A 14,127-nucleotide genomic window follows, 5' to 3' on the forward strand; every position below is an offset into this window, starting at 1 on the left:
ACGACGCCGGGGCCGTCGCGGCGGCGACGTCCGCGCCGCCGCGCTGCTGCTGCTCGCCGAGCGCCCCCGTCACGGCTACGACCTGATCCAGGAGATCCGCGAGCGCACGCAGGGCGTCTGGTCGCCCAGCCCCGGCTCGGTCTACCCCGTGCTGCAGCAGCTCGAGGACGAAGGCCTGGTCGAGTTCGACCGGGTCGACGGCCGCAAGACCGGCTCGCTCACCGAGGCCGGGCAGGCCTATGTCGCCGAGCACGCCGAGGAGCTGGGCACCCCCTGGGCCACGGCGAAGGCCGACACCGAGGGCGTGCCCGAGCTCGGCCAGGCGCTGCGCTCGCTCGCCGGCGCCTACAAGCAGGTCGCCCGCGACGGCACGCCCGAGCAGCGTCAGCAGGCCGCCAGCCTGCTCGACGAGACCCGCCGCCGCCTCTACCGCGTCCTCGCCGGCGACGAGGCGTGAGCGGAACAGCTCAGAGGCCGAGCAACGCGAGCGGGACGACGGCGACGCCGTCGGCGCGACGATAGGCGTCCGTCCCGGTCGTGACGACCATGAGATCGACGACATCGTCGCCGAGGTGGTCGCGTAGCCACCGCAAGTGACGGACGTCGGCGTCGTCGACATGGGCCGCGAGTTTGACCTCGATGCCGACGACGCCGCCGTCGACGTTCTCGCAGACGAGGTCGATCTCGTGGTCGCCGTTCTTGGTGCGCAGGTGGCCGACCCGAGCCTCGGCCGCCTGGGCGATGACCCGCACCGACAGCGTCACCAGCGACTCGAACAACGGTCCGGCCATCGCCGCGCCACGCGGCGACAGCAGACTGTCGGCCGACAGGTTGAGCAGACGAGCCGCCAACGCGGGATCGGCGAGCTGATGTTTCGGCGCCTGCTGAAGTCGGGCGAACTGATTGCCGCTCGGACTCCACCCATGAACCGGGTCGAGGAGCCACAGTTGAGCGAGATGATCGCGATAAGCGATCGTGGTGGTCTTGGCGGGCTGCGATCCGTCGCCCGCCGTCGTGGCGTCGAGGATGCGCGAGTAGCTCGTGGTCGTCGACGACGCCGCCGCGTAGGCCGCGAGCCACCGTCGCAAGGTCTCTGGACGTCGGACGAGATATCCCCGCTCGGGAAGGTCGCGGTCGACGACCCGTTGAAGATAGGCGTCGAGCATGCCCCGTGCGAGCCTCCATGGGCGCTCCCAGATGCCGGGAAAGCCGCTGGAGGCGATGGCCCTGGCGTAGTCGGCGATGGTGAAGGGAGTGGAACCCGCGACGGTCGGACGCTCGCCGTCGATCATCTGGCGAAGGCTCACCGTCGGCGTGACGACGCCGCGCTCATGAAGCGCCATCGGCCGCATCCGCAGTGAGAGAATGCGGCCAGCCCCACTGTGCGTGTCGACCCCCTGGACCGGCGTCGCGCTGCCGGTCAAGAGAAAACGTCCTGCCGGAGCGCCCTCGTCGACACGTCGGCGCACCGAGTCCCACGAGGCGGGGACGCGCTGCCACTCGTCGATCAGCAGCGTCCCGGCTGGCGCGGTGACGAAAGCGGGGTCGGCCTCGAACATCGCGCGCTGCGGCTTGTCATCTAACAGCCATGACTTCACGGCCCTGCGCTGAGCGGTGGCGGTCTTCCCCACGCCTTTTGGCCCGTCCAGGGCGATAGCCGGAGCCATGTCCAACAGCTCGTCCAGCTCGCCATCAACGGTCCTCGCAAGGTACGACATGACTCTACGCTACCTCTAGCAGGATATCTACGCTACCTCTAGCAGACTTTGAACCCTACTTTGAGCAGGGTCGGCGTCCCCTCTCCCGGCCGGGAACGCTAGCCGAGTTGGCGGGCGACGGCGCGGCCCGCGGCCCGACCGGAGAAGAGGCAGCCGCCGAGGAAGGTGCCCTCCAGCGAGTTATAGCCGTGGACGCCTCCGCCACCGAAACCGGCGACCTCGCCCGCGGCGTACAGGCCCTCGAACGTCTCGTCCTGGGTCCGCATCACCTGCGAGTCGAGGTTCGTCTCCAGGCCGCCGAGCGACTTGCGGGTCAGCACGTGCAGGCGCACCGCGATGAGCGGGCCCTTGCCCGGGTCGAGGATCTTGTGCGGCGAGGCGACGCGGACCAGCTTGTCGCCCCGGTAGGCGCGGGCCTGACGCATCGCGACGACCTGCAGGTCCTTGGCGAACTCGTTGTCGAGCTCGCGGTCGCGCGCCTCGATCTGACGGCGCAAGGACTCGACCTCGATCAGCTCCGAGCCGGCCACCCGGTTCATCCCGGCGACCAACTCCTCGAGCGTGTCGGCCACGACGAAGTCCTCGCCCTGGGACTTGAACGCCTCGACCGGGCCGGTGGCCCCCTTGGCGAGCCGCTGACGCAATAGCTCCTTGACGCTCTTGCCGGTCAGGTCGGGATTCTGCTCCTGGCCGGAGAGAGCGAACTCTTTTTCGATGATCGACTGCGTCAGCACGAACCACGAGTGGTCGTGGCCGCTCTCGCGCAGCACCTTGAGCGTGCCGAGCGTGTCGAAGCCGGGCAGCGCCGGGACCGGCAGCCGGTTTCCCGCGCCGTCGAACCACAGCGACGACGGGCCCGGCAGGATGCGGATGCCGTGCTGCGGCCAGATCGGGTCGAAGTTCTTGATCCCCTCGACGTAGTGCCACATGCGGTCGCGGTTGATGTGCCGCGCGCCGGCGTCCTCGGCGATGCCGAGCATGCGGCCGTCGACGTGCTCGGGCACGCCGGAGATCATGTGCTCCGGCGGCGTGCCGAGGCGCTTGGGCCAGTTGGCGCGGACGAGGTCGTGGTTGCCGCCGATGCCGCCGGTGGTGACGACGACCGCCTGCGCCGCGAACTCGAAGTCGCCCACGGCCTCACGCGGCGTGGCGACCGCGCGCGGCAGGTCCGTGGGCGCCAGCACCGAGCCGCGCACCCCCGTGACCGCCCCGTCAGAAACGACCAGCTCGTCGACGCGATGACGGAAGGCGAAGCGCACGAGGCCCTGCTCGACGCCCGCGCGGACGATCTTCTCGAACGGCTCGACCAAGCCCGGGCCGGTGCCCCACGTGATGTGAAAACGCGGCACCGAGTTGCCGTGGCCGCCCGCGAGCCCTCCGCCCCGCTCGGCCCACCCGACGACCGGGAAGACCTGGTGGCCCTTCTCACGCAGCCACGCCTGCTTCTCCCCTGCCGCGAAGTGGACGTAGGCCTCGGCCCAGCGGCGCGGCCACAGATCGTCGTCGCGGTCGAACTGGGCGCTGCCGAGCCAGTCCTGCCAGGCCAGCTCCGGCGAGTCCTTGATCCCCATCCGCCGCTGCTGCGGGGAGTCGACGAAGAACAGGCCGCCGAAGGACCAGAAGGCCTGGCCGCCGATCCCCTGCTCGCCCTCCTGGTCGACGAGGACCACCGAGCGTCCTGCCTCGACCAACTCCGCGGCGGCGACGAGGCCCGCCAGTCCGGCCCCGACGACGATCACGTCGGCGGCATTCTCTCCACGCTGAGGCATGGGCCGATCTTGCCATGGTCGCCTGTCCACAGACCCGGACCCCGTGCCCAAGGTCACACCGATACCGCAGACGCGCCCGCCCGCACCGCCTACTCTGGAAGGCAGTCCCACGCCGTCCGCCCGAAAGTCGCTCCATGCCGATCACGACGCTGCTCTCGACCCGGTTCTCCCGCATCGTGGCCGCCGTCGTCGGCGCCATGATCCTCCTCGCCTTCGCCATCATGTTCGTCCTCGACGAGGAGCAGTTCACGGCCGCCAACACCGTGCCCGAGACCTCCGGCTCGGCGACGCCCACACCCGAGCCGAGCGACGACGCCACAGACGACCCCCAGGCCGAGCCGAGCCCTACCGTCGACGACACCCCTGCCGCGGAGACGGGCGGATCGGACTCGAACTCGTCGTCGACCGCGGAGACCTCGCAGGGCCACACGCCCTCGAAGCCCGTCGAGCCGTCGGCCGTGCCCACGACCCCGGCGCCGACCCCGACCGTCGGCCAGCCCACCGCGACCCCCACGCCGACGAAGACGACCTGCCTCGTCGTCCTGCGCTGCTGAGCGACCCTCGTCAGTCGCGGTCGGCGTCGTAGCCGCGGGTGACCGACTCGATCCGGACCGTCAGGTCTTGCAACTCGTCGAGGATCGCCGTCGCCGACCAGATCCGGTCGCGCTGACGTCGGCCGGACCGGGTCAGCACGCCCGCCTCCTCGAACCGCTCGATGACGCGGGCGACGTCGGCCTCGGAGCCTCCGATCCGCTCGGCCACCATCGCGGTGGTGACCAAGGGCTCGGCCACGAGCAGCCGCAGCAGCCGTTTCTCGGCGCTGCCGTTCCGCACGCCGCCGAGCGCCTCCTCCCAGTCCCGGCCGATCTCGTGCAGGTTCGTGGCGGTGCGCCGCGACTCGTGGCTGGCCACCAGCGTGGCATTGGTCAGCATCCCGACGAGCGGCCGCGCGTAGCCCTGACGGTAATCGCCGAGCGCGTCGAAGTAGCGGTCGCGATGGGCCACGAGCCCCGACGCGATGGGCACGGTCAGGTGGCGGGTGGCCCGTCGACGGCGCAGCACCGCGTGGATGAGCGTGCGGCCGATGCGGCCGTTGCCGTCGATGAACGGGTGGATCGACTCGAACTGCGCGTGGACCACCGCCGCCTGCACGAGGATCGGCACGTCGTCGCGGTTGGCGAAGGCGAACAGGTCGTCGAGATAGCCCGTGACGGTGTCCGGGGGCGGCGGGACGAAGAGCGCGCCGCGCGGCGAGTAGTCGCTGCCGCCGATCCAGTTCTGCACGGTGCGGGTGAAGCCGGACTTCTCGCGCATGTCGGGGTGCAGGCGGAACAGCTCGCGATGCGCGCTGAGCATCGCCTCCTGGCGCAGGCTCCCGGTCGTCCCGGCGTCGGCGATCACCTCGGCGAGCGCGCGGGTGGCCGAGGCCATCGAGACCGCCGAGGCGTTGGCCCGCACGCCGTGCAGGGCGCGTCCGTAGTCGTCGAAACCCGCCTCGATGTTCTCGATCTTCGACGACGACACCGACTCGGTGCGCAGCAGCAGCTGGTCGAGCGCGCCGAGCTTGCGGCCGTGCGTCTGGTCGAGCTGGGCCAGGCCCGACAGCGCCGACCCCATGGTGATCTGCAACGAGCGGTCGTGCGGGAGGCGGGCGTCGGCGATGAACGGCGGCCGCTGCACGACGATCTCGCGCAACTCCCGGTCGGCCTTGGGGCCGCGGGAGACGGTCTGCCGCCACGGACGCGCCTCGGCGACGTGCGGCGGCCAGTCACGGGGGAGCTCAGCACGCGGCTGCCGGGTCGTCATACCTCCAGTATGTCAGGCGAGTCGCCGACCGAGGGTCTGTCGGGCGGCGACGGCCGCCGCGGCCGCATCGCCGCGCCACGGCCTGCCGTGTCCGGGGACGACCGTCTCGGCCGCGAGCGTCGCGACGACGTCGAGGGCGCGTTCGGCGGCGGAAGGGTCGTGGCTGAAGAAGTCGGGGAGCAGCTGCGGTCCCTCGAACGTCGAGAGCGGATGGCCGGTGATCAGCGCGTCGCCGGAGGCCAGCACGCCCGGCTCCGGCAGGAGATAGGCGCAGCTGCCGGAGGTGTGTCCGGGCAGGTGGACCGGCAGCGGGCGACCGGGCAGGTCGAGGCGTCCGTCGGGGCCGGCGATCTCGGCCTGGTCGCGCGCGTGCGGCACGACGACATGGTCGGAGACGCCCTTCGGCAGCACCGACAGCGACCATCGCAGCACGCGCGGCCGCCAGACCCGGCTCAGCACGTCGGCGCGGGTGGCCGACTCGTGCCGCTCGCCGACGAGGTTCGGCAGCTCGTCGGCGTGGGCGTACACGGGTGTGCCGTAGGTCGCGTGCAAGTGGCCGACGGCGCCGAGGTGGTCGACGTGGGCGTGGGTCACGAGCACCGCCCGCACGTCCTGCGGCTCGTGTCCGAGGGCCCGGATCGAGGCGACGACGGCCTGCTCGTCGCCGGGGTAGCCGGCGTCGATCAGCGTCAGCTCGCGCCCCTCCCGCACGATCGTCCAGTTGACGGCCGTGCCCTCGACGCAGAACACGTCAGCGCTGACGCGACGGATCATCGCTCTCTCCTCTCAGCAGCGGCAGCAGGTGGTCGGCGGCGAGCGGGGCGAGGAGCAGGTCGCCGGGCGAGGCCGGGTCGACCCAGGCCGACTCGACGATCTCGGCGGCGATCTGGTGCTCGGCGGCGGCGACGTCGACGCGGAAGCAGTGGGCGACGAGCGCGTGGCCGGGCTCGTTGGCGGCGGCCGTGCGGATCGTGCCGAGCGGCGCCATGTCGGCCTCGACGACCGTCAGCCCGACCTCCTCGTGGAGCTCACGGGCCAGCGCCTCGGTGTGCCGCTCGCCCGGCTCGGGCTTGCCGCCGGGGTTCATGAAGAAGACAGTGTCGCGCTTGCGGACCAGCAGTGTGCGCCCGTCCGGGCCGACCACCAACGCCGCGACCACCTCGATCTGCTTGCTCACGCCCTCACCGTAGCCGCCGGGCCTGCCATGATGAGCCGGCGAGCATCGGCACTCCCCTCGCCCCGAACGCGACCCGCGTCCTCCTGCTCGGCTCCGGCGAGCTCGGCAAGGAGGTGGTCATCGCCCTCCAGCGGCTCGGCGTCGAGACCATCGCCGTCGACCGTTACGCGAACGCGCCCGCCATGCAGGTCGCGCATCGCTCCCACGTGATCGACATGACCGATCCGACGGCGGTCCGAGCGGTCGTGGAGGCCGAGCGGCCGCACCTCGTCGTGCCGGAGATCGAGGCCATCGCCACCGACGCGCTCGCGGGCATCGAGTCCGACTGCCTGGCCGAGGTGATCCCGACCGCGAGGGCGACCCAACTGACGATGAACCGCGAGGGCATCCGACGTCTGGCCGCCGAGGAGTTGGACCTGCCGACCTCCCCCTACCGCTTCGCCGACTCCGCCGAGGAGTTGTCCGAGGGCGCGCGCGAGGTCGGCTTCCCCTGCGTGGTCAAGCCGGTCATGTCGTCGTCGGGCAAGGGGCAGAGCCTGGTCCGGTCGGCCGACGAGGTCGCGGCGGCCTGGGAGCACGCGGCCACCGGCAGCCGGGTCGACGCCGGACGGGTGATCGTCGAGGGCTTCGTCGATTTCGAGTATGAGATCACCCAGTTGACGGTGCGGGCGGTGGGGCCGTCGGGCGAGGTCGAGACCTTCTTCTGCGAGCCGATCGGGCATCGTCAGGACAGCGGCGACTATGTGGAGTCGTGGCAGCCGCAGGCGATGAGCCCGGTCGCGCTGGCCGCCGCCCGCGACGTGGCCACGCGGGTGACGTCGGCGCTCGGCGGTCGGGGCGTGTTCGGCGTGGAGTTGTTCGTGCGCGGCGACGAGGTGGTCTTCTCCGAGGTCAGCCCGCGTCCGCACGACACCGGCCTGGTCACGCTGGCGACGCAGCGGCAGAGCGAGTTCGAGTTGCACGCGCGGGCGATCCTCGGCCTGCCAGTCGACCCGAGCTTGACCCGTCCAGGAGCGTCGGCGGTGGTCTACGGCGAGAGGGACGCCGTCGGGATCGCCTTCGAGGGCGTGGCCGAGGCGCTCGCCGTGCCGGAGAGCGATCTGCGGTTGTTCGGCAAGCCCGAGAGCTTCCCCCGGCGGCGCATGGGCGTGGCCGTCGCGGGCGGCGACACCACCGACGAGGCCCGCGACCGCGCCACGGAAGCCGCCTCCCATGTACGCCCCACGGCCTGATCAGCGCTACTGGCCCATCTGATAGTCGAGCCACGCCTGTTGAGCCTCCGGCTCGCTCATGGCGTCGATCTGGTCCTCAGGGAGGTTGACGACTTTGAGGAGGACGTCGCGCAGCCATGTCGGCAAGGACAGGCTGTCGGCGGCGGTCGGCTCGGGTGTGGCCTCGATGCCCCGGCTGATCTTGCCGAGACGAGCCAGGACCTCGCTGAGCGCCGCTGTGGCCGAGGAGTCAGGCGACTCCGTGACACGCCGGGCCACTTCGTCATAGACCTCAGCGTCCGAGCGCGCCCCAAAGGCCCACACCTCGGCGACATCGACGATGACCGTTCCGGTGGCGTCGTGTCCGACACGCCAGACGACTCTCCAGTCACGGTCACCGACGACGATCTTGCGCCAGCCGATCAACGTGCCCAATAGCGGCTCTCCCGCCTCCGGGTCGCGCTCAAGCAGGATCATCTTCTTCAAGGCCCAACGCACGACCTGGGGGTCGCCCTTGCGCATCATGCGCTCGAGGTCTTCGACGGCGGCCTCCGTGACACGCACGACGGCGGCCGACGCGGCGGGATGACGGCCAGGAGCAAGCGCGGCCACTGGTCAGTCGCGACCTGCGGCGAGGTCGGCGTCGAGCTCGGCCTCCAGGTCGGCGCGGTCGAATCCGAGGTGTTCGATGACGTCATCGAGGTCGAGCAGGGCTCCATGATCGGTGAGGAGGCGGCTCACGGCGACGCTGGCGCTCCGCAGATCAGCCTCCAGGCGACGTAACGTCTCGAGGCGGTCGACGCCGACGACAGCGGCGATGGGACGCCCACGCCGTGCCACGATGATGTCGTGGCCTTCCTCGGCGTCGCGGAAGAGGGCGGCGCCACGGCCTGCGGCCTCGGTCACCGAGACAGCGTGCTCACGTTCGAGAAGTCCCATGACGAGAACTATACATTTTTCTATATAGATGTTCTGCTTTTCTCCGAGCAACTATCAGCCATGCGAGCGTCTGGGCTGAGGCGCCCCTTCGACGCCCCTCGCGCGTTAGGCTCGCGGCATGCCCACGGTGATCTTGGTCCGGCACGGACGCACGGCGGCCAACGCGGACGGCGTGCTCGCCGGACGGCTGCCCGGCGTGACGCTCGACGAGACCGGCGTCCGACAGGCCGAGGCGACCGCCGCGCGGCTGGCCGACGTGCCGATCTCGACCATGGTGGTCAGCCCGATGGAGCGCTGCCAGCAGACCGCCGACATCATCGCCCGCGCCCAGCCGACGAGCCGTCCGCGCCTGACCGACGAGGCCCTCGCCGAGGTCGACTACGGCGAGTGGCAGGGCCGCGACCTCGCCGACCTGGCGAAGGAGGACCTCTGGACCACCGTGCAGCGCCAGCCGTCCGCCGTGACCTTCCCCGGTGGGGAGTCGCTGCGCCAGATGCGCCAGCGGGCGGTCGACGCGATCCGCGGCTACGACCGCAGCGTCGGCGAGCTGTACGGACCGGACGCCGTCTGGGTCGCGGTCAGCCACGGCGACGTCCTCAAAGCCGTCATCTCCGACGCCTACGGCATGCACCTCGACCTGTTCCAACGGGTGCAGGTCGCGCCCGCGTCGGTCTCGGTCGTCCAGTACGGAGCCCACCGCACCTCGGTGGTCTGCGTCAACACCTCCGGCGGCGACCTCGGTTGGCTCGGCCGGACCGAACCGGCCGACGGAGCCCCGGTGGGCGGCGGTCCCGGCCACTCCTAGAGTGAGCCCATGCCCCCGAGCGAGCACCTCTACGACTGGCCGGACCGCTTCGTCGCCGGCGCCGTCGGCGAGCCCGGGAACCGCACCTTCTTCCTCCAGATCGAGACGCCCGGCGAGGTCGTGAGCGTGTCGCTGGAGAAGCAGCAGGTCGCCCAGCTCGCCGACAAGATCGACGAGGTGCTCGACCAGTTGGCCGCCGAGGACGGCAATCCCTTCCACATCCCCGACGAGGCCGCGCCCGAACTCGTCGACGACGAGCCGCTGCGCCAGCCGGTGCGCGACTTCTTCCGCGTCGGCCAGATCAACCTCGGCTGGGACCCGTCGCTGTCGCAGATCGTTCTCGACCTGTTCTCCATCGTCGAGCTCGACGCCGACCTCGTCGAGCCGTCCATGCTGGTCGCGGGCGACCTGGAGCTGCTGGCCGACGCGATGGTGCGGGTGCGCATCCCGGTCGGCACGGCCCGCGCCTTCGCCCAGCGCGCCCAGGCGGTCGTGGCCGCCGGACGTCCGACCTGTGTGTTCTGCGGCGAGCCGATGACCGCCGACCACGACTGCGCGCTCCCCGATCTGTGACGACCGTCGACCTCGACCACGGTGAGCTGACACTCGTCGGCCGGTTGCGCGAGGCGTCGAATGTGACGACGGTCGGGCGGATCGGCGAGGTCCCGGTCGTCTACAAGCCGGTGGCGGGCGAGCGTCCGCTGTGGGACTTCCCCGACGGCACGCTCGCCGGGCGCGAGGTCGCGGCGTTCCTCGTCTCGGAGGCGCTGGGCTGGGACGTCGTGCCGCGCACCTGGCTGCGCGGCGGGCCGCATGGCCCGGGCATGGTCCAACTGTGGCGCGAGCCCGACCCCGCCTCCGAGGCGGTGACGGTCGTGCCCGCGGGCACCGTGCCTGAAGGCTGGCGGCAGGTCTTCGACGGCCTCGACGCCGAGGACCATCCGGTGTCGCTGGTCCACGAGGACTCCCCCGCGCTGCGCCGGATGGCGGTCTTCGACTTGATCGTCAACAACGCCGACCGCAAGGGCGGCCACGTCCTGGCGATGGCGGGCGGCCACCGGCACGGCGTCGACCACGGCCTGACCTTCCACGCCGATCCGAAGCTGCGCACGGTGCTGTGGGGGTGGGTCGGCGAGCCGTTGTCCGATGAGGAAGTCGCCGGGGTGGCCCGTGTCCGGTATGCCTTGGACGGCTCACTCGCCGACGACCTGGACGATCTCGTCACCGCCGCCGAGGTCGAGGCCTGCGCCGCCCGTTGCGACACCCTGCTCGCCGATCCGGTCTTCCCCGCCCCGCTGCCCCACCTCCCCGCCATCCCCTGGCCGCCGTTCTAACCACGCAGCCGACTCACCCGGCTGACTGTTCATCCGGTTGGAGGGTTGTGCTCGGCGATGAGTTCGAGAGCCCAGGACATGGTCTGGCGCTGGATCTGTTCGAACTCTTCGGCACTGACCTCGTACTCGGCGACATCGTCAGCGGTCAGGTGTCGGATGTGGGCCAGCCGACCAGCGAAATATGTGGCCTCGAATCCAGGGTCATCGCTACGGGCGATTTCTAAAAGCTCGTCGTCGGTGTATCGCCGCTGCGCGCGGACACGTCCGACGTCGACGAAGTCACGGGGTTCGGCCCGTGAGTAGAGGGCGGCGAGTTTGCCGGCGACGCTGTCACGTTCGGAGACGACCGGGCCGACCTCGAAGATGACAGGAGGTTCCGAGCGCCAGTTGACGGCGAAATCGAGATGGCAGACGAGACCGCTGGGCTGTTCGACGTTGACCCGGACGAACAGAGGAACTCGCTGTTCGATCTCGACGGTGTAGCCGGAGGCTCCGAGGGCGTTGAGCGCACGGTCCACGTGAGATTGGAACAGTTCCTCGTCGATCGGGCTTTGACAGAAAATGTCGACGTCGTCTGTGGGCCTGTCACTCAGACCATGCGCTTTGACGGCGCCACCACCGGCCAACGCGAAACCGTCCTCGCCGAGTTCGGCGAGGACGGTTCGTGCGATGTCGTGCTGGAATCGCTCACGATCGTCTACCGCCATTCCAGCCACCAGTCGGTCTGCTCTGACTCGTGTCGTTGACGTTCGTCGGCCAACGACGCGAAACATTCCTCCCAACGACGGGCGCACTCACGAGGCAACGTCAAGAGAGGCCACACTCGCAGAAGGAGACGAGGGTTGAGGAGACGCCGCTGGTCGGAGAGTCGCCCTTCCCTGATGATCGCGTTGTAGGCCCTGGCGAGGTCGGCCTCTTTGTCGAGGTCGAAGGCGGATCGTGGACCCCAGTGGACGCTTCGAGGGAGGTCCAGAGTCCCGCTGGACGGCCCGTGGAGGTCGCAGAGCGAGGAGGGCACGTCGTACTGGCGCACCTGCGCGTAGTGGACACGGTCTGCGGTCGTGCTCATATGGACCTCCTCGTGACGTGATTCTACGCCTGAGGCTTCTGCTCGACGTTGCGTCAGCGTTCGAATACGGCCGTGATGGTTCGGGTCGGACTCGATCAGCCTGAGCAGGCTGGACAGGAACCACCATGCGTCTCATCAGCGAGGCTCCCCGCCTCCCCTGATCCCCTGGCTGGCGGTCCAGCGCGCCTTCCCACAGGAGACTCGACGCCGTCTCACCTTCCAGTGTCCTCACTTTTGAGGACGACCGAAGCGTTGACAAAGCCCCATTACCTTTCTGGGTGATCCCGAACATCGGGGTTGGTCGCTGGGACCGGTATGACTTTTTTGCCCTGTCGTTCGTATGATCCGGGGGGTGTTGTCACCGGTCGCAGAGGCGTCGGGTGACTGCTGATAGGGACGCGGCCGAGCCGTTGCATGCTCAGGTCTCTTCGTAATGTGGGCGCCAGGACCAGACGTCGTGACAGCGGCCGGGAACGGCAAGACGAGGAGGCCCGGCGAGGATGGCCGAGCAACTGACCGACACGACGGACACCGCAGTGTGGTGCGGCCTGGACGTCGGCAAGGAAGAACACCACGCGTGCGCGCTCGACCGCGCCGGCGACCGGTTGTCCGACAAGCCGCTGCCACAAGACGAGGCGAGGCTCCGTGAGGTGTTCACCGGCCTGCTGCGACACGGCAGGGTGCTGGTGGTCGTGGACCAGCCCAACACGATCGGCGCTCTGGCTGTCGCCGTCGCGCGGGACACCGGCTGCGAAGTCGCCTACCTGCCAGGCCTGGCGATGCGCAAGGCCGCGCAACTGCTGCCCGGCGACGCGAAGACCGACGCGAGAGACGCGTTCGTGATCGCGACGACCGCGCTGAGGATGCCTGACACGCTGCGAGCCGTCGACCGTGGCAGCGAGGTGCTCGCGTCCTTGAAGGTGCTCGCCGGATACGACGACGACCTCGCCCGCGAGTCCACCCGGCAGATCAACCGGCTCCGGTCCCTACTGCTGCAGATCCACCCCGCGCTGGAGCGTGTGTTCGCCGGAACCCGGCTGACGAACAAGCTCTCCCTCGACCTGCTGGCCCACTACGGCGGCCCGGCCGGGCTCGCGGAGGCGGGACCGGCGAGGGTGAAGGCGTGGGCGCGGAAGGCCAGGCATCGCGGCGTCGACAAGCTCGTCGACGATGTGTTCGCCGCGCTCGGACAGCAGACCGTGACGGTGATCGGCGCCGCCGCGGTCGAGACGGTCGTGCCGCGCGTCGCCGAACAGATCAAGACACTCAAAACCCAGCGCGCCGAGCTCGCCGTCGAGGTCGAGGGGCTGCTTGACGACTTCCCTCTTCGCGACGTCTTGATCTCGATGCCAGGAGTCGGGACCAAGACGGCGGCCACCATCCTCCTGGCCGTCGGAGACGCGACCGCGTTCCCGACCGCCGGACACCTCGCCGCCTACGCCGGCATCGCCCCCGTGACACGTCGCTCGGGAAAGTCGATCCGCGGCGAGCATCCCGCCAGATCGGGCAACGACAGCTCAAGAACGCCCTGTTCCGCTCCGCCTGGGTCGCCTCCACCCGCGACCCCGAATCAGCCGCCTACTACCAACGCAGACGCGCCGAGGGCAAGAAACACAACGCCGCGGTCATCTGCCTCGCCCGACGTCGCTGCGACGTCATCTACGCCATGCTCAAGACCGGCACGCCCTACCAACCCCGTCACCACGACCGACTACCAGCCGCAACTTGACAAAACCATAGGGACACCCCCCCCCGCGAAAAGATAGGTCCGCTCGGGGGCCGATTTCGGCGAATAGGGGATTATCGTGGTCAGACTGTGGACCATCATCGCGTTGTGCGCTGTCATGTTCGTGGGCGCGTGCTCATCCGACGAGCAGACTGCTGAGACAGCGACAGCTGAACCGAAAGAAGACGCGACAGAGCCCCCGCCAGAAGAGCCCGAAATAATCATCAACAGCACTTGGACAGAAGCTCAAATTCGTGACCTCAACAACGCCTGCGACGGTGCGCCATCGACATTATGGGAAGCCGGTACGACCGTTGGGTCTACTATTCTCCCCGCACTCTCGCAGGAACGGACAGACACCATCAAGCAAACTATCCCATCGCTGGCAAATGGCGGCGGTACGGTGACAGTCGATGGCGGTGTACCGATGGGGAGAGATGAGTCCTGTGAGGCTTATTCAGGCTGTTGCCCAGAAGTGTAGTCCGATAACCGCTGTAATGGTTTGGCTGAATGTGGTGTAGGGGCGTCGGTAGTCGGTGTGGGCGATGCGCCAGGTTTTGAGGTTGGCGATGG

The 14,127-nt window shown here is 69.6% G+C and carries 15 protein-coding genes and 1 pseudogene; 7 read left to right on the forward strand and 9 right to left on the reverse strand.

All coding sequences use genetic code 11. The features are described 5' to 3' along the window. On the forward strand, window positions 1-457 hold a 457-nt coding region (locus tag QM621_RS12695; RefSeq protein ID WP_414990757.1), incomplete at its 5' end, for a PadR family transcriptional regulator. 10 nt (window positions 458-467) lie between these two features. Here QM621_RS12695 and QM621_RS12700 read toward each other — a convergent pair. Beyond that, window positions 468-1,718 carry an ATP-binding protein gene (locus QM621_RS12700; protein WP_414990758.1) on the reverse strand — a complete coding sequence of 417 codons (1,251 nt, stop codon included), beginning with the start codon at window positions 1,716-1,718 and terminating at the stop codon, window positions 468-470. A gap of 98 nt (window positions 1,719-1,816) precedes the next feature. Continuing rightward, on the reverse strand, window positions 1,817-3,487 hold the full coding sequence (locus tag QM621_RS12705) for an FAD-binding dehydrogenase (protein ID WP_414990759.1): 1,671 nt from the start codon (window positions 3,485-3,487) through the stop codon (window positions 1,817-1,819). Window positions 3,488-3,621: 134 nt separating this feature from the next. Here QM621_RS12705 and QM621_RS12710 point away from each other — a divergent pair, with 134 nt between their 5' ends. Further along, the gene (locus QM621_RS12710) at window positions 3,622-4,041 is read left to right on the forward strand and encodes a hypothetical protein (RefSeq protein ID WP_414990760.1); all 420 of its coding nucleotides are present in this window, start codon (window positions 3,622-3,624) and stop codon (window positions 4,039-4,041) included. Between the two features lie 10 nt (window positions 4,042-4,051). Here the strand turns inward: QM621_RS12710 and QM621_RS12715 are convergent, their stop codons facing one another. Genes QM621_RS12715 through QM621_RS12725 form a run of 3 tightly spaced genes read right to left on the reverse strand, consistent with a single transcriptional unit; the run spans window position 4,052 to window position 6,470 of the window. After that, window positions 4,052-5,293 carry a Fic family protein gene (locus tag QM621_RS12715; protein ID WP_414990761.1) on the reverse strand — a complete coding sequence of 414 codons (1,242 nt, stop codon included), beginning with the start codon at window positions 5,291-5,293 and terminating at the stop codon, window positions 4,052-4,054. A gap of 12 nt (window positions 5,294-5,305) precedes the next feature. Next, complete coding sequence (locus QM621_RS12720; protein ID WP_414990762.1) at window positions 5,306-6,067, reverse strand: MBL fold metallo-hydrolase; 762 nt, start codon at window positions 6,065-6,067, stop codon at window positions 5,306-5,308. Further along, entirely contained in the window at window positions 6,045-6,470 is a 426-nt protein-coding gene (locus QM621_RS12725) for an NUDIX hydrolase (protein WP_414990763.1), read from the reverse strand. The genes QM621_RS12720 and QM621_RS12725 overlap by 23 nt, the downstream gene beginning before the upstream one ends. 44 nt (window positions 6,471-6,514) lie before the next feature. On the opposite strand from QM621_RS12725, the gene purT reads away from it, so the two are divergent. Beyond that, window positions 6,515-7,702, forward strand: a complete 1,188-nt coding sequence (purT, locus tag QM621_RS12730) for a formate-dependent phosphoribosylglycinamide formyltransferase (RefSeq protein WP_414990770.1) — start codon at window positions 6,515-6,517, stop codon at window positions 7,700-7,702. 6 nt (window positions 7,703-7,708) lie between these two features. On the opposite strand, the gene QM621_RS12735 is transcribed toward purT, so the two are convergent. Together QM621_RS12735 and QM621_RS12740 are read right to left on the reverse strand one after the other, a co-directional pair. After that, a complete protein-coding gene (locus QM621_RS12735) occupies window positions 7,709-8,245 on the reverse strand; it encodes a type II toxin-antitoxin system RelE family toxin (RefSeq protein WP_414990764.1) in 537 nt (178 codons plus the stop codon). Between the two features lie 51 nt (window positions 8,246-8,296). Next, the gene (locus QM621_RS12740) at window positions 8,297-8,620 is read right to left on the reverse strand and encodes a type II toxin-antitoxin system Phd/YefM family antitoxin (protein WP_414990765.1); all 324 of its coding nucleotides are present in this window, start codon (window positions 8,618-8,620) and stop codon (window positions 8,297-8,299) included. A gap of 118 nt (window positions 8,621-8,738) precedes the next feature. On the opposite strand from QM621_RS12740, the gene QM621_RS12745 reads away from it, so the two are divergent. Genes QM621_RS12745 through QM621_RS12755 form a run of 3 tightly spaced genes read left to right on the forward strand, consistent with a single transcriptional unit; the run spans window position 8,739 to window position 10,759 of the window. Continuing rightward, window positions 8,739-9,425, forward strand: coding sequence for an MSMEG_4193 family putative phosphomutase (locus QM621_RS12745; RefSeq protein ID WP_414990766.1), 687 nt, complete (start codon window positions 8,739-8,741; stop codon window positions 9,423-9,425). A gap of 9 nt (window positions 9,426-9,434) precedes the next feature. Beyond that, window positions 9,435-9,998, forward strand: a complete 564-nt coding sequence (locus tag QM621_RS12750) for a DUF3090 domain-containing protein (protein ID WP_414990767.1) — start codon at window positions 9,435-9,437, stop codon at window positions 9,996-9,998. After that, complete coding sequence (locus QM621_RS12755; RefSeq protein ID WP_414990768.1) at window positions 9,995-10,759, forward strand: SCO1664 family protein; 765 nt, start codon at window positions 9,995-9,997, stop codon at window positions 10,757-10,759. The genes QM621_RS12750 and QM621_RS12755 overlap by 4 nt, the downstream gene beginning before the upstream one ends. A 29-nt stretch (window positions 10,760-10,788) precedes the next feature. Here QM621_RS12755 and QM621_RS12760 read toward each other — a convergent pair whose 3' ends face one another. Further along, the gene (locus QM621_RS12760; protein WP_414990771.1) at window positions 10,789-11,466 is read right to left on the reverse strand and encodes a nucleotidyl transferase AbiEii/AbiGii toxin family protein; all 678 of its coding nucleotides are present in this window, start codon (window positions 11,464-11,466) and stop codon (window positions 10,789-10,791) included. Beyond that, entirely contained in the window at window positions 11,457-11,828 is a 372-nt protein-coding gene (locus tag QM621_RS12765; protein ID WP_414990769.1) for a hypothetical protein, read from the reverse strand. The genes QM621_RS12760 and QM621_RS12765 overlap by 10 nt, the downstream gene beginning before the upstream one ends. A 500-nt stretch (window positions 11,829-12,328) precedes the next feature. Between QM621_RS12765 and QM621_RS12770 the strand changes: the two are divergent. Next, window positions 12,329-13,557: pseudogene (locus QM621_RS12770) on the forward strand (IS110 family transposase). Window positions 13,558-14,127: the final 570 nt, after the last annotated feature.

Source organism: Aeromicrobium sp. (genome assembly GCF_047606445.1).
Classification (GTDB): Bacteria; Actinomycetota; Actinomycetes; order Propionibacteriales; family Nocardioidaceae; genus Aeromicrobium.

What these genes read in the sequence shown, in the direction of transcription:
- QM621_RS12740 (WP_414990765.1), bottom strand. Translation starts at nt 8,620, where the DNA reads ATGGGACTTCTCGAACGTGAGCACGCTGTCTCGGTGACCGAGGCCGCA.
- QM621_RS12705 (WP_414990759.1), bottom strand. Translation starts at nt 3,487, where the DNA reads ATGCCTCAGCGTGGAGAGAATGCCGCCGACGTGATCGTCGTCGGGGCC.
- QM621_RS12750 (WP_414990767.1), top strand. Translation starts at nt 9,435, where the DNA reads ATGCCCCCGAGCGAGCACCTCTACGACTGGCCGGACCGCTTCGTCGCC.
- QM621_RS12715 (WP_414990761.1), bottom strand. Translation starts at nt 5,293, where the DNA reads ATGACGACCCGGCAGCCGCGTGCTGAGCTCCCCCGTGACTGGCCGCCG.
- QM621_RS12720 (WP_414990762.1), bottom strand. Translation starts at nt 6,067, where the DNA reads ATGATCCGTCGCGTCAGCGCTGACGTGTTCTGCGTCGAGGGCACGGCC.
- QM621_RS12700 (WP_414990758.1), bottom strand. Translation starts at nt 1,718, where the DNA reads ATGTCGTACCTTGCGAGGACCGTTGATGGCGAGCTGGACGAGCTGTTG.
- QM621_RS12765 (WP_414990769.1), bottom strand. Translation starts at nt 11,828, where the DNA reads ATGAGCACGACCGCAGACCGTGTCCACTACGCGCAGGTGCGCCAGTAC.
- QM621_RS12745 (WP_414990766.1), top strand. Translation starts at nt 8,739, where the DNA reads ATGCCCACGGTGATCTTGGTCCGGCACGGACGCACGGCGGCCAACGCG.
- QM621_RS12710 (WP_414990760.1), top strand. Translation starts at nt 3,622, where the DNA reads ATGCCGATCACGACGCTGCTCTCGACCCGGTTCTCCCGCATCGTGGCC.
- QM621_RS12760 (WP_414990771.1), bottom strand. Translation starts at nt 11,466, where the DNA reads ATGGCGGTAGACGATCGTGAGCGATTCCAGCACGACATCGCACGAACC.